This is a genomic window from Rahnella sp. ChDrAdgB13, assembly GCF_017655185.1.
GTDB lineage: Bacteria > Pseudomonadota > Gammaproteobacteria > Enterobacterales > Enterobacteriaceae > Rahnella > Rahnella contaminans.
The window spans coordinates 34,304-54,537 of sequence record NZ_JAEMGT010000021.1 but is presented as its reverse complement, the minus strand read 5'-3'; the positions used below and the strand labels follow the sequence as shown (position 1 = coordinate 54,537).

23 protein-coding genes are annotated in these 20,234 nt (G+C 48.5%); 6 read left to right on the top strand and 17 right to left on the bottom strand.

Annotated elements, in window-relative coordinates:
* Positions 1-19 precede the first annotated feature (19 nt).
* The 10 genes from J8X26_RS07315 to rhtA all read right to left on the bottom strand — a co-directional run bounded on the left by J8X26_RS07315 (position 20) and on the right by rhtA (position 8,326).
* Positions 20-727 carry a hypothetical protein gene (locus J8X26_RS07315; RefSeq protein ID WP_280118824.1) on the bottom strand — a complete coding sequence of 236 codons (708 nt, stop codon included), beginning with the start codon at positions 725-727 and terminating at the stop codon, positions 20-22.
* A 49-nt stretch (positions 728-776) separates the two neighbouring features.
* Positions 777-1,073, bottom strand: coding sequence for a glycosyltransferase (locus J8X26_RS27885; protein WP_208950547.1), 297 nt, complete (start codon positions 1,071-1,073; stop codon positions 777-779).
* Positions 1,066-2,172: a Stealth CR1 domain-containing protein gene (locus J8X26_RS07305; RefSeq protein WP_152324275.1), complete on the bottom strand. Its 1,107-nt coding sequence runs from the start codon at positions 2,170-2,172 to the stop codon at positions 1,066-1,068. Before J8X26_RS07305 ends, J8X26_RS27885 begins: the two co-directional genes overlap by 8 nt.
* A 108-nt stretch (positions 2,173-2,280) precedes the next feature.
* Positions 2,281-2,946 carry an ABC transporter ATP-binding protein gene (locus J8X26_RS07300; RefSeq protein WP_152324274.1) on the bottom strand — a complete coding sequence of 222 codons (666 nt, stop codon included), beginning with the start codon at positions 2,944-2,946 and terminating at the stop codon, positions 2,281-2,283.
* Complete coding sequence (locus J8X26_RS07295; RefSeq protein WP_208950546.1) at positions 2,943-3,719, bottom strand: ABC transporter permease; 777 nt, start codon at positions 3,717-3,719, stop codon at positions 2,943-2,945. Before J8X26_RS07295 ends, J8X26_RS07300 begins: the two co-directional genes overlap by 4 nt.
* A 640-nt stretch (positions 3,720-4,359) precedes the next feature.
* Positions 4,360-4,863 (bottom strand): DNA starvation/stationary phase protection protein Dps, encoded by a 504-nt coding sequence (gene dps / locus J8X26_RS07290; RefSeq protein ID WP_015696542.1) that lies wholly within the window; start codon positions 4,861-4,863, stop codon positions 4,360-4,362.
* A gap of 415 nt (positions 4,864-5,278) precedes the next feature.
* Positions 5,279-5,956, bottom strand: coding sequence for an anti-sigma factor domain-containing protein (locus tag J8X26_RS07285; protein ID WP_152324272.1), 678 nt, complete (start codon positions 5,954-5,956; stop codon positions 5,279-5,281).
* The gene (locus J8X26_RS07280) at positions 5,953-6,534 is read right to left on the bottom strand and encodes a sigma-70 family RNA polymerase sigma factor (RefSeq protein ID WP_208950545.1); all 582 of its coding nucleotides are present in this window, start codon (positions 6,532-6,534) and stop codon (positions 5,953-5,955) included. The genes J8X26_RS07285 and J8X26_RS07280 overlap by 4 nt, the downstream gene beginning before the upstream one ends.
* Positions 6,535-6,598: 64 nt before the next feature.
* A complete protein-coding gene (locus J8X26_RS07275; RefSeq protein ID WP_208950544.1) occupies positions 6,599-7,162 on the bottom strand; it encodes a fasciclin domain-containing protein in 564 nt (187 codons plus the stop codon).
* A gap of 189 nt (positions 7,163-7,351) precedes the next feature.
* On the bottom strand, positions 7,352-8,326 hold the full coding sequence (rhtA, locus tag J8X26_RS07270; protein WP_152324269.1) for a threonine/homoserine exporter RhtA: 975 nt from the start codon (positions 8,324-8,326) through the stop codon (positions 7,352-7,354).
* A gap of 397 nt (positions 8,327-8,723) precedes the next feature.
* Here rhtA and ompX point away from each other — a divergent pair, with 397 nt between their 5' ends.
* Positions 8,724-9,257, top strand: a complete 534-nt coding sequence (ompX, locus tag J8X26_RS07265) for an outer membrane protein OmpX (protein WP_152324268.1) — start codon at positions 8,724-8,726, stop codon at positions 9,255-9,257.
* Positions 9,258-9,356: 99 nt separating this feature from the next.
* Here the strand turns inward: ompX and J8X26_RS07260 are convergent, their stop codons facing one another.
* The 6 genes from J8X26_RS07260 to J8X26_RS07235 form a co-directional block, all read right to left on the bottom strand.
* The gene (locus J8X26_RS07260; RefSeq protein WP_208950543.1) at positions 9,357-9,842 is read right to left on the bottom strand and encodes a type VI secretion system tube protein TssD; all 486 of its coding nucleotides are present in this window, start codon (positions 9,840-9,842) and stop codon (positions 9,357-9,359) included.
* Between the two features lie 18 nt (positions 9,843-9,860).
* A complete protein-coding gene (locus J8X26_RS07255) occupies positions 9,861-10,190 on the bottom strand; it encodes a DUF1493 family protein (protein ID WP_152324266.1) in 330 nt (109 codons plus the stop codon).
* Positions 10,184-10,648, bottom strand: a complete 465-nt coding sequence (locus J8X26_RS07250) for an STM2901 family protein (RefSeq protein WP_152324265.1) — start codon at positions 10,646-10,648, stop codon at positions 10,184-10,186. The genes J8X26_RS07255 and J8X26_RS07250 overlap by 7 nt, the downstream gene beginning before the upstream one ends.
* Before the next feature lie 350 nt (positions 10,649-10,998).
* Entirely contained in the window at positions 10,999-11,763 is a 765-nt protein-coding gene (locus J8X26_RS07245) for a molybdopterin-dependent oxidoreductase (protein WP_152324264.1), read from the bottom strand.
* Positions 11,756-12,397, bottom strand: a complete 642-nt coding sequence (locus tag J8X26_RS07240; protein ID WP_165058161.1) for a cytochrome b/b6 domain-containing protein — start codon at positions 12,395-12,397, stop codon at positions 11,756-11,758. Before J8X26_RS07240 ends, J8X26_RS07245 begins: the two co-directional genes overlap by 8 nt.
* A 26-nt stretch (positions 12,398-12,423) precedes the next feature.
* On the bottom strand, positions 12,424-13,047 hold the full coding sequence (locus J8X26_RS07235; RefSeq protein ID WP_208950542.1) for a hypothetical protein: 624 nt from the start codon (positions 13,045-13,047) through the stop codon (positions 12,424-12,426).
* Between the two features lie 212 nt (positions 13,048-13,259).
* Between J8X26_RS07235 and J8X26_RS07230 the strand changes: the two genes are divergently transcribed.
* From J8X26_RS07230 to J8X26_RS07210, 5 genes are all read left to right on the top strand, one after another.
* Positions 13,260-13,934, top strand: a complete 675-nt coding sequence (locus J8X26_RS07230) for a heavy metal response regulator transcription factor (protein WP_152324261.1) — start codon at positions 13,260-13,262, stop codon at positions 13,932-13,934.
* Positions 13,927-15,384 (top strand): heavy metal sensor histidine kinase, encoded by a 1,458-nt coding sequence (locus tag J8X26_RS07225; protein ID WP_244370412.1) that lies wholly within the window; start codon positions 13,927-13,929, stop codon positions 15,382-15,384. Before J8X26_RS07230 ends, J8X26_RS07225 begins: the two co-directional genes overlap by 8 nt.
* A 235-nt stretch (positions 15,385-15,619) precedes the next feature.
* A complete protein-coding gene (eptB, locus tag J8X26_RS07220) occupies positions 15,620-17,296 on the top strand; it encodes a kdo(2)-lipid A phosphoethanolamine 7''-transferase (RefSeq protein ID WP_208950541.1) in 1,677 nt (558 codons plus the stop codon).
* Between the two features lie 256 nt (positions 17,297-17,552).
* Positions 17,553-18,674: an endonuclease/exonuclease/phosphatase family protein gene (locus J8X26_RS07215; protein WP_152324259.1), complete on the top strand. Its 1,122-nt coding sequence runs from the start codon at positions 17,553-17,555 to the stop codon at positions 18,672-18,674.
* A gap of 22 nt (positions 18,675-18,696) precedes the next feature.
* Positions 18,697-19,611 carry a LysR substrate-binding domain-containing protein gene (locus tag J8X26_RS07210; protein WP_208950540.1) on the top strand — a complete coding sequence of 305 codons (915 nt, stop codon included), beginning with the start codon at positions 18,697-18,699 and terminating at the stop codon, positions 19,609-19,611.
* A 5-nt stretch (positions 19,612-19,616) separates the two neighbouring features.
* On the opposite strand, the gene leuD is transcribed toward J8X26_RS07210, so the two are convergent.
* Positions 19,617-20,225 (bottom strand): 3-isopropylmalate dehydratase small subunit, encoded by a 609-nt coding sequence (leuD, locus tag J8X26_RS07205; protein WP_152324257.1) that lies wholly within the window; start codon positions 20,223-20,225, stop codon positions 19,617-19,619.
* Between the last annotated feature and the right edge of the window lie 9 nt (positions 20,226-20,234).

Genomic DNA, 20,234 nt, shown 5'->3' with positions numbered 1-20,234 from the left:
GTTGCCTGCCATACTTCCCTCAAAAATTGCCATTACTTATTAACTGACAATTCCTTTTGGGATAGGTTCTAAATCTTACTTGTTGTTTCTCAGTCAAAAAAGCAATCTTTTGTGGATGGTTCACAATTGATTTAATATACCAAATTAAATGATAAAGGATGGTAATTTGCACATTTTTTGGAATTTCGCTGGTCAAATCTCTATGTTTTTTTAATATGTCAAGGCATCCATGCTCCAGCACCGAGTCATATAATCCAGGGTGTTCCCAGGCACTATCTAAAGTAGACGTTCCGTCACCTCTTTTTCGGTAGAAGTATTTAGCAGATTTTAGAAATCCAATATTACTTTCTTTGCAATGTATTAAATATTGCGCTACAAAATGGGCATCTTCAAAACTTGGTTTTACCCTTGAGTCGAAGTTTATTTTATTATCCAAGATAACATTGGTTTTGAAAAATGCGGTGCTTGCAGATAATTGCAATTGGTTACCAAGGTTATTTGCAGGGAATAATTTATCACCTTGACTATACCTATATTTTAATGGATGAGTGTCTTTATACAATTTAACTTCGTCAAAATAGAAAATGAAATTGCAAGACACTAAATCAAGATTTTTCTTTTCATTAATTTTTGCAAAACTATCTACTGCTTTGAAATAATTAACATCTAAAAAGTCATCAGGATCAATGAATGTAACCCAATCAGTATTAACATACTGAAGCCCCATATTTCTTGCTGAAGCTTGTCCTCCGTTGCTTTTATAAAGATAGGTGATATTATTGGGATACTTTTTTCCACGATTTTATTATCTCCGCCGATTCATCAGTAGAGCCATCGTCTACTAGAATTAGATTAATATGTTTTTTAAAATCTAGACGTTGTTTAACCATGCTGTTGAAATATTCATCAAGATATCTTCCAACATTATAAACAGCTGTTACAACAGTATACTGATAATTGCCGTTGTATTCTTTAGGTTGTATGCTATTTATTTTTTTCTTCTGCTTCTTCACCATATCAGAGAAAAATAATTTAGGATCGCGAATTAGTTTTTTTACTTTTCTGTTAAGCATTTTCATTCTCTGATTCAAAGTGATATTTAAGTGCAGTACTTAAAAGGAGTTGATAATTGTCAAGCGTAGCTTTTTGCGTATTAAAATCATTTGCACAAAAGGAATGAGGCGAGGCATCGTCCTGTTTCGCTTTCATAAGTGCTTTGAAATAACTTCGCGCCGCTGTTGAACGGATATTAAAGTAGTAGCAAATGTCCCGTGATGGGGTTGCTTTACCTGTAATATAACTTAGCCAGGGTACAAAGAAAGTGGCTAAGTTTATATCCTGATTGGTGCGGAACTTATTAGGCAAAAAACATGTTATTTCAGACTCATATATGCGCCAGGCTTCTTCGAAAATACTTTTTCTGAGCGGTACATAAGTATGAACTAAGGGTGTATCAATAAGGGACTCAAAGTCATCTCTGAAAATCCTACAGGCCCTTTGAGATGCTGATAAGGTGGGGGTGTTGGTGCCCCGCGCCTGCATTGCCGTCAGGCTTTTCTGTGACAAGAACAAAGAAGAAATGCCATTACTTTTGAAGAAGTGTCCTGGTGGAAGTTCTCTTGCGACAAATACGTCATCATTAAAATAAATGAAATGCTCTGCAAGCCCGGATATCTTATGTAAGTTTGCTTCTATGACGTGTGAGTTAAAAGTTGGGAGGTACTTGTTATCGATGATCTCTTTGTGGTCAATGATTTTTATCTTGTCGTTCGACTCACACCAGTTGGGTTTTTGATTATCAGTGATAATAAAAATATTTCTTACCCAGGGGATATAGCGTTCGATGCTTTTTATTGAATAACGCAGTTCATCATGATTACTAAATCGGGCATCATCAGTAGCAAAATTGCCTAAGGTTTCTGCACCAATTTCAGCCTTGTAATGCAAATACTTTTTTTTCCACTGCGGATCTGAGTCATCTACCCATGTAAATACCACATCGATGGGAAAATTAATGTGCAGTAGCTTTTCAATTGCGAGATCATGCCTGATTAAAATATTTTCTTCTAACTCAGGGCACTGAATTTCATTTCTGATAATCGGATATTTTTTGTTAAAATAATCCCGGAAATAAATTCCAGGGCTTTTCATAAATTTTTTGATTTTTTTCATTCGATAAAAAATCCTTAGGGGTAAAGCCCTAACTATTTTCTGCAAGCAATATGCTGTGCAAGTTCGCTCTGACGGGGCTATAACTGGTGATGACAAATAAAACCGGATTCAGATCCCCTCATCATTCTTATAAGTTGTAATAGCTTCATCCACCGATTCGAAGTACTTAACTTTGTTATCCCTGCCTATAAACAAAGCCACATCACAAAACTCTTTTAGCGATCCCAGGCTATGCGATACCATCAAAAAGCTGGCTTCTTTGTGTCGTGCTTTAAACAAGTCAGCGCATTTCTGTTTAAATCTGGCATCACCGACGGCTGTGACTTCATCAACCAGGTAGTAATCAAATTTGAATGCCATGCTCAGGCCAAAACCGAGTCGGGATTTCATACCGGAAGAATAGGTTTTAATCGGCATATCAAAGTACTTGCCGAGTTCGGCAAACTCTTCGACAAAGGCCACTTTTTCACGAAGCTGGTCTGGTGTGGAATAGAGGCGGGCGACGAATTTCACATTCTCCCTTCCGGTCAGGCTCCCCTGAAACCCACCCGCTAAGCCGACAGGCCATGAAATGGTTTTGTCGGTGTGAATGTTGCCGGAATCAGGACGGTCAATTCCGCCGATGACGCGTAATAGCGTTGATTTACCTGCGCCGTTTCGCCCAATCAACGCCACGCTTTTACCGGAGGGCAGTTCAACGTTCAGATCTTTAAAAACGTAATGGCGGCCTTTGGGTGTGCGGTATGATTTTGTCAGGTTTTCAATTTTTATCATGATGTCAGCATTGCCTCTTCACGGTTGCGATAAAGGGCTAACCCAATAAATAAGACTACCAGAGTGCAACCTGCGAGATAATTCAAACTCACGCCTTCGCTGATATAACCCGGCACAACGGATTCACGGCAAAGTTCAACGACATGAACAATTGGGTTCCACAAGAGATATGGCCAGTACTCTTTCGGAATGTTGTGCAGTGAAAACATAATGCAGGAGATAAAATAGAGCGGCTTGATCAGGATAGGCAGGAATTTTTCTGTTTCAGGGAAGCTTTTACCCACGACCATAAAAATTAATCCGACGCCACAAGAGAAGAGGACTAACAAAATCCAGACAAGAACCAGTGTAATCAGTTTAGTCACTTCAAATTCTTCGCCAAGGAGGCCGACAATGGCCATCAGTAAAATATAAACAACGGCGTAGATAAGGGCTTCTAATATGGCACGGGCAATGATGGTATCGATCGGCTTAACAGGGCGGTAATTGAATAACCCCTGATTGGCTTCAATAGCGCCGATCGACCGGTTACTAATATTACTGAATACAAAGAACGGGATAATGCCGTTAATCAGGAATACAGGGAACGAAATATCAGGCATGGTGCGGTGCATGATGTAGCCAAAGATCCCCAGAAGAATCAGCATATGCGCCATCGGTTCCAGCGCTGCCCACAGATACCCTAAACGGTACTTACCAAAACGGGTTTTAATTTCCCTCAAAAAAAGCGCTTTAACGGCTGCTTTTTGTACTTCCAAGCCACTACGTGCCATCAGATTATTCCAGTATTTTTACGTTTTTCCACGCTACCGCCCCTGGCGTACAGCAGCCAATGTGCTTTGAAACTGAGCAGAATGTGAGAAAACAGCAATGCATTACACGTCAGTGATGCTGCCGCAGGGGAGAATCACTTTTGCGCGAGTTTTCGTATTGGGGGTTAACGCCGGATACCATCCCTGAAAACTATCTTCCTTTTAATTTTTAGTGAGTTAGCAAGAAATTATTTTTCACAAAAATGTAAAGGTTGCGAAAAAATATTTCAGCAAGTTTCAGGGGTGATCACAACTATGTAAAATTGCTTTGAACTATTAATTTGCATTAAATCATTCATCACGCCTATTGGTTTAGGATTTCTCTTAGGTAAAAATTAAAAACTCTATTTTTCAGTGAGATAGTGAAACCGGTTCCATCGGTGTAAGTTGCCAATATAGTTGAGCCTGTAACTATTCATTAGCGGCATTATTCAATTTTGATTAAAAGTTACAGAGATAGGGTGTTTTAAGTGAAATTGTCATAAGAGGGTGGGGGCAGGCGTTTGTTATTGCACAAAAAAAGCCAGCGACTCGCGTCACTGGCTTTCTCGCATTAATCACTCAAATCACCGCAGCCTGATCCAGCGGTGCCGGAATTTGATTATTCGATATTAGATTCGATAAACCACAGGAATTTATCCAGGTCGCGGGATGCGGCAGTGAAGATATCTGCGGTGTCTTCATCTTCCACTTCGCTGATGGCTTTGCGGGTATCGTTAGCCACAACAGCATAACGTTCAGCCAGCGCTTTCAGGTGTTCCTGAACGGTGTGGATATTGGTCGGGTAACTTTTCAGCGGGGTTTTATCGTTAACAACCTGCACGGTACCCAGCGCAACGCCACCTAACTGAACGACACGTTCCGCGATAGTGTCCTGATGGTCAATAATTGCGGTGCGGAAGCCGTCGAGCATTTCATGGACCGCAATAAAGTTTGCGCCACGCATGTTCCAGTGTGCCTGTTTGGTGATCAGCGACAAATCGATATATTCAGTCACCAGACGATTAAGCACTTTGATGGTATTGAGTTTAACACTCTCATCTAAATCGTTGCGTGTGTAGATAAGTTCAGAAGATTTCGTTTTGACCAGTTTAGCGGTACTCATATTCATATCTCCTTGTTTCATTAAAATAAACGCTAAATAATGTATTTCTTAACTGCATTCAGTATAGCAATAAATCGAAATTTTGCAGGACAGTCGTTCCTATCGTTCTGATAGCGTGTGTCTAAAAGGACTGTCTCGTCGACCTGTTTAACCTATCATACTGATTTCTCAGGTGCATAGGATTCATCCGTAATTGTATTTTTTATTCCGGCATTCATAAGCATTAATAGTGATAATTATTTTCATTTAAGCGTGATAAATATTTGTGAATGTAACTTCTGATGTGAATATATATTCATGATACTCATGTTTAATGGCTGAGAATAACAATCAGATCGGGTAATTATTTATTTTGAATAGAATTAGCAAAACGGCAGAGAAATATCTGCCGTTTTATATAAGTAACTTGAAAGGATTACAGTGCCAGCGTACCGCTATAAAGCACTGCGCCGGTAGGTTGTCCGGTTGGAGAGCCGCCGCGAGGTTCGAGGCTGATCGCCAGCGTATAACCCGGATCCGGCATTTTTGCGGCCAGCGTTAACTGCGTCGGTTGCTGAGTGTTGAGCAAGCCGAGCGAACGCGGTTTACCACCCGGTGGTATCGCCCACAGTTCCAGACTGCGGTCTGCCGCAAGATCCGGTGCGCTGAGCGGTGTCAGCAACAGGCTGCGCGTGCTCATATCGACGCTGACCACCCATTGCCCGTTTTGCTGCCCTGCGCTGCTGGCCAGAATGGCGACCGGCGTTGGCGCAGCGGGTTGTACCAGAAGGTGAGGGATCAGCAACAACGCGGCCAGCCCGGCGGCCAGCGCCCAGCCAATGTATCCGCGCACCGGTCTTTTCGCCGGAGCAGGGCGCTTATCGGGTTGTAACGTCAGATTGTGCTGAATGCGCTTCCAGACTGACGCGGGTGGGATCACCGGGATAATCTGGTTATCGAGTTGCGTAAACGCCTCCTGCCAGCGGGCGACTTCAGCCGCTAGCCCCGGGTCATCGTGCATCTTGCGCTCAAACTGAATCCGCGCCGCGCCGCGCAAGGTGCCGAGTGCATATTCGGCTGCGAGGGCAGCCTGATAATGGCTTCTGCTTTTCATAGTCCGACGCAGCTCTTAAGGTGATCCAGGGCGCGACGGATCCAACTTTTTATCGTCCCCAGGGGTTGTTGTAAATGTGAGGAAACCTCGCCGTGAGACAGGCCCTGATAATAGGCAAGGATCAGGCTCTGTCGTTGTTCTGCGGGAAGGTGCGCCAGGCAGGCCGCCAGAATTTTGGCATCGCTGTCCTGTTGCAGCCGTTGCAAAGGCTCATCAATGTCGCTGGCGTCGCTGTTCATGACGTCGTCATCCAGCTCATCGAGCTGATTGTCGCTCCCGCGCATCCAGTCGATGGCGCGGTTGCGGACAATGTGTGTCAGCCAGGTCATCGGGGAACTGAGCGCCGGATTATACGAACCGGCGCGGTTCCACGCGGTGATGTAGCTGTCGTGCAAAACTTCTTCTGCCCAGGCGTGCCGGCGCAACATGCGTAATGCGACGGCAAACAACCGGGGGGACGTCAGACGGTATAACTGCTCAAATGCCTGTCGATCGCCAACGGCCATGGCGCTCATCAGTTCACGCTGTACTTCCAGCGCATTCTCTGGTGTTGGCTTAACTAAAAAATTGTCATGCATTCGCCCGTCCTGACATGCTGAGGTGCTGTTTCATAAAGAAATCATGCCCTCAGTATAGTCGGTATTATTTTGGCATCAGGACGGTATCAATGACGTCGATCACACCGTTCTTCTGCTGGACGTCATAAGTGCTGATATTGGCGATATTCCCTTTGCCATCTTTAAGCTGAATATTGTGCGGGCCGTTATTGAGGATCCACAGTGGCTGGCCGTTTACGGTTTTAAGCTCTGCGGTGCCGTTGCCTTTTTTCAGCAGTTTTTCGAGATCTTTCATTTCATATTTACCTGCAACCACGTGATACGTAAGGATACTGGTCAGCGTGGCTTTGTTTTCCGGTTTTACCAGGTTATCAACGGTGCCTGCTGGTAATTTTGCGAAGGCGGCATTGGTTGGGGCAAACACGGTGAACGGGCCCTTGCCTTGTAAGGTATCGACCAGACCTGCGGCTTTGACGGCAGCCACCAGCGTGGTGTGATCTTTAGAGTTCAGGGCATTTTCTACGATATTTTTAGACGGATACATTTCAGCGCCACCGACCATGGTGGTGTTTTGAGACATCATTGCAGCCATTGACGCAGTGCTCAGCAGAAGAGAAGCACAGATAGCAGTACGGAGTAATGTTTTCATGATGGTGTCCTTCGCAGGTTAAGTAGGTAAGGTCTTGCCTCACATCTATACATACGAATGACCCCCTGCTTTTGGATGCAGGAAAAGATGAAATAAAATGAAAAAGGCGAAAGTATTTTTCAACATATTGATAGAAAAGAAAAAAGCCACATCGTGATGACGTGGCTTTTTTGAAGATTCGGGATGAATTTACTTCCCTGAAGGATTATTGCCCGGAATATCGACCGTTTCTATTTTGGCTTTGCGTTGGAGCGTCAGCGTTGAACCGGCAGATGCCGCAATAATCGCGGCCAGCCCCAGCCACTGCGAGGCCGTCAGGAACTCACCCAGGAAAATAATCCCGGAAAGTGCCGCCATGGCGGGTTCCATGCTCATCAGCGTGCCGAAGGTTTTCGCCGGAAGCCTGGTCAGCGCCATCATTTCCAGCGAATAAGGTATGGCCGAGGTCAGCAGGGCAATCAGCAAACCTAGCGGCAAAATCTCCCAGCTGAAAATTGAGGTATGCGCCTGAATCGCACCAATCGGGAAGAATATCAGTGCGGCAATCAGTGAACCCATCGCCGCCGTGCCCGGGCCATAACTGCTGCCGGCCCGCTGTCCTGCGAGGATATAAATCGCCCAGCAGGCACCGGCAATCAGCGCAAAACAGGCACCTTTCAGGTCCACACCGCCCGCGCTTTGCCCCAGCGGCAGCAGGAACAATAACCCGGCGACGGCCAGCACGACCCAGATGAAATCGACCGGACGGCGCGAGGAAAACATCGCAACGGCCAGCGGCCCGGTGAATTCGAGTGCAACAGCGATCCCTAACGGCACGGTACGTAGCGCCAGATAAAAGCTGTAGTTCATGCAACCGAGCGCGAGGCCGTACATCAGCAGCGCGCGGAAATTACCGCCGCGCATTTTAAGCCGCCACGGTCGGAAATAGAGAAGTAACAGAACAGAACCGATGCCCAGACGCAGTGCAGTCACCCCTTGCGGCCCGACGACCGGAAACAGCGTTTTGGCCAGCGACGCGCCACCCTGTAATGAGAGCATCGCCACGAGTAATAAAAGGATGGCGATCAGCGGTGAAGCTTTCCGGGGTAACGCGGGAAGTGGCGGGCCATTATTATGTGCCGCGTCCTGAGAGTCCTGCGGCTGATTTTGTTCTGACTGTGACATCCATTGCGCCTTTTGAGGTGATCCCATGAATCCAGAATCTTCAGATTTATAGTTTTGAAAAGAAAGGTAAAGCACAGTCAGTGTAGTGGGAAATCACGCGAGAAAAAATCCTCAAAAAAAGTTTTTTCAGAATGAGTTTCTTAAAAAATTGTCAAAAAGTGGCGTTTTTTTGCCCAAAAATTTAGGAATTATCTGCTAATTCCAAAAAGTTCAATAAGTTTATCTTATAGTTTTAGTGACGAAAATCTCAATAAATTTAGATAGATACTAAGCACTGGAAACTTCCTGTTACACCATATGATGCTTTGGACATCTTAATTGAGGCAGAGTTTCACACTGGTTTTTGTTATATTTTGGAACGTGAAGGTTACTTTGGTTTCTCTTTTTGAGGTGGTTTATGAAAAAAATTGCATGTCTTTCCGCATTAGCTTGCGTCGTAGCACTGGGTGTTTCCTCTAGCGCATTCGCTGGTACCAGCACCGTTTCTGCTGGCTACGCTCAGGGTGACGCACAAGGCGTTGTAAACAAAGCAAACGGCTTCAACCTGAAGTACCGTTACGAGCAAGATAACAACCCACTGGGCGTTATCGGCTCTTTCACTTACATTCAGGACGACAGCAACCCAACTTCTGGTGACTACCGTAAAGCAGAATACTACGGCATCACTGCGGGTCCTGCTTACCGCATCAACGACTGGGTTTCTGCTTACGGCGTGATCGGTGTGGGCTACGGTAAATTCCAGTACAACGAAAACGTGGCTTCTACTGCTAACCGTGAAAAATCAGACACCAGCGATTATGGTTTCTCTTACGGTGCTGGTCTGCAGTTCAACCCAATCCAGAACGTTGCTCTGGACGTTTCCTACGAACAGTCCCGCATCCGCAGTGTTGATGTTGGCACCTGGATCGCAGGCGTGGGTTACAGCTTCTAATTCTTCGCCCTGTGTAACGCTTGCCGTTACCCTATCGCGAAAACAAAAACCGCTCGAAAGAGCGGTTTTTTTATGTCTGTGATTCAACGTATTTTACTCTCACACGGTTGCACGTTCATTCCACGCGTCGGCGAACTGAATATTTCCATCTCTATACTTCCAGGTGATTTTTTCATAGCGCAGGGCAACGCTTTCCATGTGGCCCGTTCCCGTACATTCGCGGGTATCATGCATTAACGGTGAAATCGATATCACTTTGACTTCTTCAAGCAGGATATTGAAATATTCAACTTCTTGCCCCGCGTCGCTGATGCAGTACCATCTGATTTCTGCCGATTTTAACGTTTGGCCTGTTGCGGCAGCTTTGTACAAATAAGGAGATGCGCTATCAATTTCTTTTTCAAACTGAAATGGAGCATGTTGACGGGTGCCGGTCAGTTTTCCTGTTGTACCGTCGGTGGGAATGCTCAGGTTATGATGAATTCCTCTCAATTCTATGCTGCCTTCACGCCCCCTGACATCGGAAGAGCCGCGGATTGCCGCGCCGCCATCATCTTTAAGCCATAAGTGAACAGGTACAGCCATCGTTAAAACTCCTTTTTATTAATCGTATAACCAGCGGCCCGCTTTGGCCGATTCTATTAACATTCCGATAGTGAAATCAGGAGTGTCAACCACATGTTTTTTAAATGGATTCCATGAAAAAATTACATCTGGGTAATAGGTTTCAATTTTAAACTCGCCTCTTTCAACGTTGAATTCTGAAAAGTAATCCTCCATCAACTCTTCAACATCATCCTGATCAAGCTTTACATCAAACTGAATGTTTGAGTCTGCTGTGTAAGTGTCATACTTTTTTTTCTTAAAAAGATAAACTCCACTTTTTCGAGTCACTAGTGCGATTATGCGTTGTTCAATGTTGTCAGTTACCATATTTTATCATTGCCTCTGGCTATGATGTTATAGTCGCGTATCGACCGGTAAAGGATTTGGGAAATATCAGAGAGAATAATAAGTTCACCGATTAATGGTATGGTTCGACCTACAAATGTTCCAATTTTAGCTACCATCCTCCTTTGTACAGTCCAGGGGGTATAGCCTCCAATCCAGGTAGGGAGTTGTATACCAAAAGGGAACTTTACTTGATTGAACACTTCTCTTACTTTTTTCGAAGCGCGAGACGTACCTTCAATCGCAGTTCGGGGTTTCCCTCTCGTTGTCTGGTTATTCATTCCACTGTATAACGCGACGACAGCACCAAAATCTGCGATACCCAAGCCAAATTGATCTACCGTGTTCTCACAAAAAATCATAAACAGGAGTTCACCCGCAGTCAGGTTGGACTTCCCTGCATAGAAGTAGGTTCCTTTTAGCTCTTCAACCGTATCCATACTTTCTCTTAATGGCGTGTTTATGAATCCTTGTATATTACGCGGGCCGAAATTCAGCAATATAGAGGAAGTGGACTCTGTCGTTAAAAAGCCTGTTTGTTGATCTGGGTTATATATTATGTGTTATTTTGCAGGGTTTTAAAAATATAATGGATGAGCCGTTAACTATTTCACTAATCAGTCTGGCTTAAATGAAGGGAGAGCTTTTTAAGACGAGTAATTTAAATAATGAAGTTGAAATTATGCCTTTCCGGCAGGGATGACTGGAAATGCCCTTTATTATTGATCCGGATAATGAATTCTACTTATTGAATTTTAGCCGGAATATAGAATAAAGGGCTAAGGTATTATCAAATCCCGCTAAACCAGTTATAACCCTGGTCTTCCCAGTAACCGCCCGGATTAGTATTGGTGACGAAAATCGCGCCGATATGTTTGGCGTTTTTGAAACCTAGCTTCGTAGGCATTCTCAGCCGCAGCGGGTATCCGAAATCCGGAGGCAGTGGTTTGCCGCCAAAATCCAGTGCCAGAATGGTTTGCGGATGCAGCGCGGTGGCCATATCGATGCTTGAGTAATAGCGATCATCGCATTTAAACCCGACATATTTAGCCGTCAGATCGGCTCCGACGTGTTGAAGAAATGTTTTGAGCGGCACGCCTTTCCACTGCCCGATAGCGCTCCAGCCTTCAATGCAAATCAGCCGGGTGATCTGGCTTTCCTGCGGCAGGCGCTGAAGTTGTTCCAGCGTCCACGAGGCTTTCTTTTGCACAAGTCCGGACACTTCCAGCCGGTAGTTCGGGATGTCGATTTCCGGCACATTGTATTCGGGGTAATACGCGTTGAAGCGAAACGGTGTTGTAATCTGGTCGGCGCGGTAAGTTTGCGCCAGTTTCTGCCCGCCAAATAACCAGCCCTGAACGCGATCATTCCAGCGCGACATCGCCCACAGCACTTTGTCGACTTCGTCGCCGTCCTGCAAATTACAGCCGGTCAGCATGGAAACGGCACCGAGCGTTAATCCTGAGCGCAGCAGTAGACGGCGCTGGATATTCACCAGCTGCTTGCGCTGATCGGGCTCCAGAATGATTTTTGGCCGTTGCGATTTTTCACTCATCGGCACTTTCCTCTTTATTCATTACCTTGCCGCCGGTAATCATCGCCACAAATGTTTTCGGCACCAGCAGCACCATCAGGACATGAATGACCACAAACAGCATCACGCCACTCATCGCAAAAAAGTGTACATATCGGGCAATATCAAACCCGCCGAACAGCCATACCAGCCCGCTGAACTGCACCGGTTTCCAGATGGATAAGCCGGAAAGCACCAGCAATACGCCGAGCAGCAAAACGCCGCTGTACATCAGTTTTTGCACGGCGTTGTACTGGCCGAGTTTATGGGGCAGATGGAAGGTCAGGGCACGAACGGTATCGCGCCAGACGCTGCGGGCTGAAAACGGGAAAAAGTCCCGTTTAAAATGGCCGCTGAAAACGCCCCACAGCAGATAAAAGAGAGCGTTAGCCGCCAGCAGCCACATCACGGCGAGATGCCAGGCGATGTTGCCGCCCAGCCAGCCGCCGAGTGTGGTGTTTTGCGGAAACGTAAAGGTAAACAGGGGATCCGCGTTATAAATCCCCCAGCCGCTCATCACCATACCAATCATTGCCAGAAGATTAATCCAGTGGCTGATACGCACCGGCCAGGAATGGATCCTGCGTTTTCGAACTGAAGAGGGCTGAGGTTTCACGGTAAATCTCCTGTTAAACAGCCTGATTACATCGGTGGCGCGACGCCGTCTTTACCGGCGGCGATGCCACGGGCAACCAGCGCACCTTTGTCATCTTTCATGGCGAACAGCACGATTTTAGTGCCCGGTTTCAGCAGGCTGCGGTCGCCCGGTGCCAGCAGAACCACAGGAACGTCGTCAGGAACAACAACTGTTTTCTCAGCATCGTGATACTTCACGGTCAGCGTGCGGCCATTGCTGTTGACCAGTTTGCCAACGGTACCGTTGGTCATGGTATTGATTTTCCCGTCAGCAGATTCAAACGGGTTGAAGCCTTCACCGCTGCCGCGCAGGCTTGGTGCGAAGACGTGGACTTCCAGCGCTTTCAGCGTGCCGTTAGCCTGCGGAACTGCGGCGGTACCGATGAAACTGTCGGGTTTGATATCACTGATCTGGCCTTTGGTAACGGCGTTGATCTTGGTCTGGTCAGTCAGCTTCACATCGAGCTTTTCACCCTGACGTGTGGTGATTTGCACCGATGAGTCATTAACTGAATCAATGGTTCCGCGCGTCGGTTTAATCACGTTATCGGCCGCAAAGGCGGATGTCATTCCGCTGCACATCAGCAGGGAACCCAGTAATAAACCGGCAAGGCGTGTAGGTGTGTTCATGATTAACTCTCCATTTTCTAGCGTTATTTCATTCTGTTAGATGAATCACTGAACCGGCCAGTGATGAATAACTTCATTAAGAGTGGACGATAAACCGGGATTGGTTGATGACAAGTTGATGACAAAATTGTCATCAAAGGTGTCTGATGAAACTGATAAACTTCCTCTGAATCATTCTTTGGGAGAATGATCTTGCGGCGCCGAGGGCCTGAATGCGGATACTGGTGATAGAAGATGATGTCAGCACAGGCGACTACCTGAAAAAAGGGCTGACGGAGGCGGGTTACAGCGTGGATCTGGCGCGCAACGGCGCAGACGGTCTGTTTCTGGCGCTGGAAGAGGGTTATGACACCGTGATCCTCGACGTCATGCTGCCCGGCCTTGATGGCTGGCAGGTGATGGAAGTGCTGCGTAAAAAAAGTGACGTGCCGGTGCTGTTTCTGACGGCGCGTGACGAAGTGCAGGATCGCATTCACGGGCTGGAACTCGGCGCGGATGATTATCTGATTAAACCGTTTTCATTTACCGAGCTGGTGCTGCGGATCCGCACCTTACTGCGCCGCCCGACGGCACGCGAGCCGGACACGTTTTCAGTCGCCGATCTGAATCTCGATGTGCTGCGCCGCCGCGTCACCCGACAGGATCAGACCATCGCGCTGACCAATAAAGAGTTTATGTTGCTGGAGCTGCTGATGCGCCGGGAAGGCGAAGTGCTGTCGCGCACCATGATCGCCTCGCAGGTCTGGGACATGAATTTTGACAGTGATACCAACGTTGTGGATGTGGCGATTAAGCGCCTGCGCGCCAAGGTGGATCGCGCCTTTGAGGTGAAACTGATCCATACCGTGCGTGGCATTGGCTACGTTTGTGAAGTGCGCAATGACTAACGTGATGAAAGAAACTGCCCGTCCGTCCGCCTCAAAACGAGCGATGTCGCTGACCTTGCGGGCGACATTACTGTTTGCGCTGATTGCCTCGCTGGTGGTCAGCGCTGTCGGTTTTTATCTCTATTATTCGATGGATAAAGAGCTGGTGCGCCGTGCGGATTATCAGGTCAGCGGGCGCGTGCAGTATTTCCGCCATCTGCTGGCGAATGAATTTCCGTTATCACAGCTGAGCCGTAATCCCGGTTTGTTTGAAAATATGCTCGGCAACGAGCGCGATATTCTGACTTTTCGTCTCGAAGGCGAGCCGCCACTGATTAACGTTAATCCCTCGCAGCTGATCTTACCGCCGGTTGCGCCCGTGCCCGACGGCCAGCCGCTCACCCTGGAGACCGTGCATCACCTGATGGCACCGGACGGAACGCCGGTGCGCTTTGCCCGTGCAAGTGTGCAGATTGAGGATGGCAGAACGGTAGAAATTACCGGCGCGCATTTCATGACGGAAGAATCGCGTCTGCTGGAGACATTTCGCTGGGAAATCATTGGCGCCGTGCTGTTCGCCTATTTGCTGATTGCCGCACTCGGTTATGTTGTGATCCGCAGAGGCTTAAAACCTTTACGCAACATGGCACAGGAGGCGACGCAAATTCATCCGTCCAGCCTCTCGACCCGGCTAAGCACGGAGAATGCGCCGCAGGAATTGCAGCAACTTATCTATTCTTTCAACGACATGCTGGAAAGGCTTTCGGAGGGCTATCAGCGCCTGACCCAGTTTTCAGCCGATCTGGCGCATGAGATCCGCACGCCGGTGGGCGCCCTGATGGGGCATTGCCAGGTGGCGTTGTACCAGCCGCGCACGGTGGAAGAGTATGAAACGCTGCTGGCAAACAATATGGAAGAGCTGGAACGTATTTCCCGCATGGTGGAAAACATCCTTTTTCTTGCCCGCGCCACCGACGCGCGGTCTGTTTTAACCATCACCGGTATTGATGTTTCCTCTGAAATTACCCGTATTCAGGAATATTTTGAAGGGCTGGCGGAAGAGCGTGAAATGGAGTTGTACGGCGAAGGGCAGGGGATTTTGTACGCGGACGCTATCTTGTTTCAGCGCGCGATCAGCAATCTTGTCGCCAACGCCGTGCGTTACGGTCATGACGGCAGCACCATCACGATCAGCGCACAACCGCAGGGTAAAGGCATGGAGATTCATGTGACCAGCCAGGGCAATCCGATCCCGCCGGAAAAACTGGGCAAACTCTTTGACCGTTTCTACCGGGCCGATGCATCACGCAGTGAAGGCGGCAGCTCCAGCGGTCTCGGTTTATCGATAGTTCAGGCGATTATGGCGCTGCATCAGGGAAGCGTTCGGGTAACGAGTTCGCCGCAGGGCGAAACCCGGTTCACGCTGTCATTTCCGGGGCCATTATCCGATCCGGATCACAGGCTTTCTTAATAATTCTTCAACAGCTCGGAAAAATTTCAGAAAATCTTAAAGAAAATTCATTTTTTACTTATTGAAAAGTAAGGGTTTGGTTAATTTGGTTACATTATCACAATGGCAGAAACCTTTGCATTTGAACAAAAATGCTTGTCCCGGGGTCTGAATAGTCCTAAGGAGTGGGTTCCATCCTCCGGTTCGAACGGTCAGTACGACGTAAACAGACTCACAAAAGAGCCATTTATTACTAATGCATAAAATACGTTCACTTTCGCTGCAGAGCATTTCTGTTTTCATTGCGCTTTATCTTGGGATCCTGTTAAACCTTCCGATTTTCATCCGCCGTTACAGCCAGCTGCATTATGACAATATGCTGTCGATCGTGGTCGAGATGGTGGCGTGTGTTGCCCTGGTTTACTTCCTTTGTATGCTGCTCTCCTATACCGGCAAAACGGTTTTCCGTGTGCTGATGACTGCCATTGTGATTTCCTCGGCGGCGGCAAGTTATTACATGATCCTGTTCAACGTCGATATCGGCTACGGGATTTTGGCGGCAGCGCTGGCCTCAGACTCCATTGATTTATCGAAAGAATCTGTCGGTACGCATTTTGTGGCCTGGACGGCGCTCGTCAGCCTGATCCCGGTATTTTTGATGTGGCTCAGCACCCTGCCGGGCGCGGCACTCAAACAAACCACCTTCAAAAAAGTGGCGGTGAAAACCGGCCTGCTGGTGATCTCCGGTCTGCTTTGTTACATGCCGCTCCGCCTGATGGGCAAAGTGCAGGATCGTCATGACAAAGAAAGTAACCGCATGATGGCAAGCTACGGCGGCGTCGTGGCAGGAACTTATTCTCCGTCCAACTGGTTGTCCGCGCTGGGCTTGTACTCCTACAGCAGCTACAGCCAGGCCGAAGACACCAAAAATCTTTACGATCCGGCGAAACATTTCACCTACACCGCACCGGCAGATGCCAAAGATATGTACGTGGTATTCGTTATCGGTGAGAGTGCACGTCGTGACCACATGGGCCTTTACGGCTATGACCGCGATAACACGCCGAACCTCGACAAAGAGAAAAATCTGGTCGCGTTGCAGGGCTATTCCTGCGATACCGCCACCAAACTTTCCCTGCGCTGCATGTTTGTGCGTGAGGGCGGCGCTTCGGAAGCGCCACAGCGTACCCTGAAAGAGATGAACGTTTTTTCCGTGCTGAAAAGCAACGGCTGGAGCTCTGAGCTGTATTCCATGCAAAGTGAAGCCTGGTTCTACAACAAAACCCGCGCCGATGATTATTCATTGCGTGAAAACATCGCCTCTGAAAAACGTAACGCAGGCAAGCCGGTCGATGACATGCTGCTGGTCGATGAAATGAAAGATTCGATGGCTAATCATCCGCAGGGAAAACACCTGATTATTCTGCATACCAAGGGTTCGCATTACCTGTATTCAGACCGTTATCCACGTTCATTTGCCAAATATCAGCCGGAATGTATGGGCATCGATGACTCCTGTTCAACGCAGGAAATGATCAACGCTTACGACAACACGCTGCTCTATACCGATTACTTCCTGTCGCAGGTGTTTGATCAGCTGCGCGATAAAAACGCTATTGTTTTCTACGCATCCGATCACGGCGAATCGATTTCCAAAAGCATGCATTTCCACGGTACGCCACGTGATCATGCGCCAGTTGAGCAACGCACTGTGCCGATCATGGTCTGGGCGTCGGACAAGTTCCTGTCTAACGATCAGAACAAGGCAAGCTTTGCACAGTTGCAAAAAATGGCCGCTGAGAAGAAACCGGCATTTCATGAAAAACTGTACGACACCCTTCTCGGCTGTATCGGATACACCTCGCCAAACGGCGGGATTGTAGAGCAGCACAACTGGTGCCATACGCCTGATCCGGCAGCACCGGCGAAGTAACACCGCTAAAATCGCCGTCTTTTTCTGATGAATGAAAAAGGCGGCGACATCCTTCTGGTCGCTCCACCCTTTTTGAGTCACAATCGGCTAACAAAATTCCCGTCATACTTCACGTTGCATGTGCGCTGGCTACGCTTACTCACCCGAATCACTGACTTATGTCAGTGATTCGGGATCCCTCAGCTTGCCGCCTTCCTGCAATGCGAATTATCCAGGGTATTACAAATTGATTTCTCTTTATCAGGGCTGATAACCGATGCAAGCACTCCGAATTATCGTCTGCGTTCTGACGGTCATCATGACCTTACTGACGCTGCTTCCTCTTTCCAAAAATCAGCGCTGGTGGGTGCGTGTGTGGGATTTCCCTCGCCTGCAAATGGTTTCCCTGTGCCTGCTTTTTCTTCTGACTGAACTGCTGATTTTACCGTTTGACGGTGTGCTGACCGGCATTGTGATTATCCTGACGGTCGCCTGCATGGCGTATCAGGGCTGGTGGATCCTGCCTTACACCCGTTTATACCGCGTGCAGGTGAAGAAGACGGTGCCCAACGGCCATTCGCGTATCAAAATCATGAACAGCAATGTGCTCACTACCAACCGGGAGAGCGCGCAGTTACTCAGTCAGATTCAGGAACACAAACCGGACATTATCGTGCTGCTGGAAACCGACCAGTGGTGGGAAGACCAGATGGCTCCGCTGGAGGCCGACTACCCGCACAGCCTTCGCTGCCCGCTGGATAACCTCTACGGCATGCACGTCTATTCGCGTCTGCCAATGCACGGCGAGCAAATTCAGTTTCTGGTGGCGAAAGATATTCCTTCCATGCATTTTCGAGCAGAACTGCCGTCGGGCGAACAGGTGGTGCTTCACTGTCTGCACCCGAGGCCGCCAAGCCCGACCGAAGCGGATGAATCAACCGCCCGTGACGGTGAGCTGATCGCCGTCGGGCATACCGCCGCGAAAGCGCATTTCCCGACCATTGTGACCGGTGATCTGAATGACGTCGCGTGGTCGCGTACCACCCGTTTATTTATGAAAATCAGCGGATTGCTTGACCCGCGCCGCGGTCGGGGAATGTACAATACTTTTCATGCGAGCTATCCGTTTCTGCGCTGGCCGCTGGATCACGTTTTCCACAGCAAAGATTTCACGCTGATTGATCTGAAACGACTGGATTTCATGGGCTCCGATCACTTCCCGATCCTGGTCGAACTGGCGCTGACGCCTTGTCAGGGGAAAGATCAGGAACCGCTGGAAATCGAAAATGACGATCTTGAAGAAGCCAGAGAAAAACTTGAGCTGGCGGGTGTAAAACTCACGGATATCTATCCTGCTAATAAAAAACAGGCCAATAATGAACCGGCCAATAACAAATAACGTGAGGGCCAGGGCGTAATCCATGACAACTGAACGTGACCGCTTGCCGCTGGCTGAAGACTTACGGGTTTTTCTGGCGGTGGTGAACAAGCAAAGCTTTGCCGCGGCGGCGACCGAACTCGGGCAGTCTCCGGCCTATGTCAGTAAGCGTATTCAGATCCTCGAAGAGTCCCTGAACACCCGTTTGCTGCATCGTTCAACCCGCGGCGTTCGCCTGACTGAAGATGGCGAACGGGCGCAACGCTGGGCGCTGCAAATTCTCGACACGTTCGACCAGTTTATTGGTGATGTTTCAGACTCCCGCAGTGAGGTTCGCGGCAACGTGCATATTTGCAGTTCGTTCGGTTTCGGACGTTGCCACGTTGCGCCCGCTGTTGCAGAACTTGCCGAACGTTATCCGCAGCTGAACCTGCGCCTCGACCTGTTCGACAGGGTTGTTGATCTGGTCGCCGAAGGCATTGATCTCGAAATTCTGGTCGGCGATGACATTCCCGAACAACACATCGGTAAAAAGCTGGCGCAGCATCAGCGTATTCTCTGTGCTTCTGCACAGTATCTGGCCACGCACGGCGAACCCGGTTCGCCGGACGACCTGACGCGACATCAGTGTCTGGTGCTCAAAGAGCGCGACAACCCGTTTGGCATCTGGTCGCTGACCGGAGAAGGGCAGGAACAGCGCGTACGGGTCAAAGGCGTGTTGTCATCCAACAGCGGCGAAGTGGTATTGCAGTGGGCGCTGAAACACCACGGAATTATTTTGCGCTCTGAGTGGGATGTCCGGCCTTATATCGACCGCGGTGAACTGGTGCAGGTTTTACCGCAGTTTTCCCAGCCAGCCAGCGTCTGGGCGGTTTACCCCACACGGCTGGCAGATTCTGCAAAACTGCGGGTTTGCGTTGAATTCCTGCATCAGCGCTTTAGCCAGTTACTGCAATAAGGCTTTCACGCCAGCCACGGGTTACGCTGCAAATACGCCTGCTGAAATTCAAGGATTTCATCGCTATATCGCAGCGTATTCCCCACCGCATCCAGCCCGTTGAGCAATGACAGTTTGCTCAGTTCGTCGATGTTGAAAACGATCTCTTTGCCATTGTGCAAACTTATTGTCTGCGCCGGTAAATCGACGGTAATTTCGTTGCTTTCCGCCTGCGTAACCTGTTCAGCCAGCTGTGCCCATTGGTTCGGGGCGAGCTGTACGGTGAGCACGCCGTTGCGCTGGCAGTTGTCGAAAAAGATCCCCGCAAACGTGGTGCCGATTAGCGCCCGTATCCCCAGCAGTTTCAGCCCCCACACCGCATGTTCGCGACTGGAGCCGCAGCCAAAGTTCGGCCCGACCAGCAGGAATTTGGCGTTTTTCCATTCAGGCTGATTGAGGATAAAAGCCGGATCGGGTGAACCGTCTGCCAGAAAGCGCAAATCGAAAAATACCCCGCGGTCTAGCCCGTTGCGGTCGATGCCTTTTAAAAATTGCTTCGGCATGATCACATCGGTATCGACGTTGGCCGCCGGGAAGGGCGCGGCTGCGCCGCTTAACACAGTAAATGCTTGCATGTTTTTTCT

Bases quoted from the DNA above. Each gene is read 5' to 3' on its own strand.
- J8X26_RS07315 (WP_280118824.1), bottom strand. From the start codon at position 727: ATGGGGCTTCAGTATGTTAATACTGATTGGGTTACATTCATTGATCCT.
- J8X26_RS27885 (WP_208950547.1), bottom strand. From the start codon at position 1,073: ATGCTTAACAGAAAAGTAAAAAAACTAATTCGCGATCCTAAATTATTT.
- J8X26_RS07305 (WP_152324275.1), bottom strand. From the start codon at position 2,172: ATGAAAAAAATCAAAAAATTTATGAAAAGCCCTGGAATTTATTTCCGG.
- J8X26_RS07300 (WP_152324274.1), bottom strand. From the start codon at position 2,946: ATGATAAAAATTGAAAACCTGACAAAATCATACCGCACACCCAAAGGC.
- J8X26_RS07295 (WP_208950546.1), bottom strand. From the start codon at position 3,719: ATGGCACGTAGTGGCTTGGAAGTACAAAAAGCAGCCGTTAAAGCGCTT.
- dps (WP_015696542.1), bottom strand. From the start codon at position 4,863: ATGAGTACCGCTAAACTGGTCAAAACGAAATCTTCTGAACTTATCTAC.
- J8X26_RS07285 (WP_152324272.1), bottom strand. From the start codon at position 5,956: ATGAAAAGCAGAAGCCATTATCAGGCTGCCCTCGCAGCCGAATATGCA.
- J8X26_RS07280 (WP_208950545.1), bottom strand. From the start codon at position 6,534: ATGCATGACAATTTTTTAGTTAAGCCAACACCAGAGAATGCGCTGGAA.
- J8X26_RS07275 (WP_208950544.1), bottom strand. From the start codon at position 7,162: ATGAAAACATTACTCCGTACTGCTATCTGTGCTTCTCTTCTGCTGAGC.
- rhtA (WP_152324269.1), bottom strand. From the start codon at position 8,326: ATGTCACAGTCAGAACAAAATCAGCCGCAGGACTCTCAGGACGCGGCA.
- ompX (WP_152324268.1), top strand. From the start codon at position 8,724: ATGAAAAAAATTGCATGTCTTTCCGCATTAGCTTGCGTCGTAGCACTG.
- J8X26_RS07260 (WP_208950543.1), bottom strand. From the start codon at position 9,842: ATGGCTGTACCTGTTCACTTATGGCTTAAAGATGATGGCGGCGCGGCA.
- J8X26_RS07255 (WP_152324266.1), bottom strand. From the start codon at position 10,190: ATGGTAACTGACAACATTGAACAACGCATAATCGCACTAGTGACTCGA.
- J8X26_RS07250 (WP_152324265.1), bottom strand. From the start codon at position 10,648: ATGGATACGGTTGAAGAGCTAAAAGGAACCTACTTCTATGCAGGGAAG.
- J8X26_RS07245 (WP_152324264.1), bottom strand. From the start codon at position 11,763: ATGAGTGAAAAATCGCAACGGCCAAAAATCATTCTGGAGCCCGATCAG.
- J8X26_RS07235 (WP_208950542.1), bottom strand. From the start codon at position 13,047: ATGAACACACCTACACGCCTTGCCGGTTTATTACTGGGTTCCCTGCTG.
- J8X26_RS07230 (WP_152324261.1), top strand. From the start codon at position 13,260: ATGCGGATACTGGTGATAGAAGATGATGTCAGCACAGGCGACTACCTG.
- J8X26_RS07225 (WP_244370412.1), top strand. From the start codon at position 13,927: ATGACTAACGTGATGAAAGAAACTGCCCGTCCGTCCGCCTCAAAACGA.
- eptB (WP_208950541.1), top strand. From the start codon at position 15,620: ATGCATAAAATACGTTCACTTTCGCTGCAGAGCATTTCTGTTTTCATT.
- J8X26_RS07215 (WP_152324259.1), top strand. From the start codon at position 17,553: ATGCAAGCACTCCGAATTATCGTCTGCGTTCTGACGGTCATCATGACC.
- J8X26_RS07210 (WP_208950540.1), top strand. From the start codon at position 18,697: ATGACAACTGAACGTGACCGCTTGCCGCTGGCTGAAGACTTACGGGTT.
- leuD (WP_152324257.1), bottom strand. From the start codon at position 20,225: ATGCAAGCATTTACTGTGTTAAGCGGCGCAGCCGCGCCCTTCCCGGCG.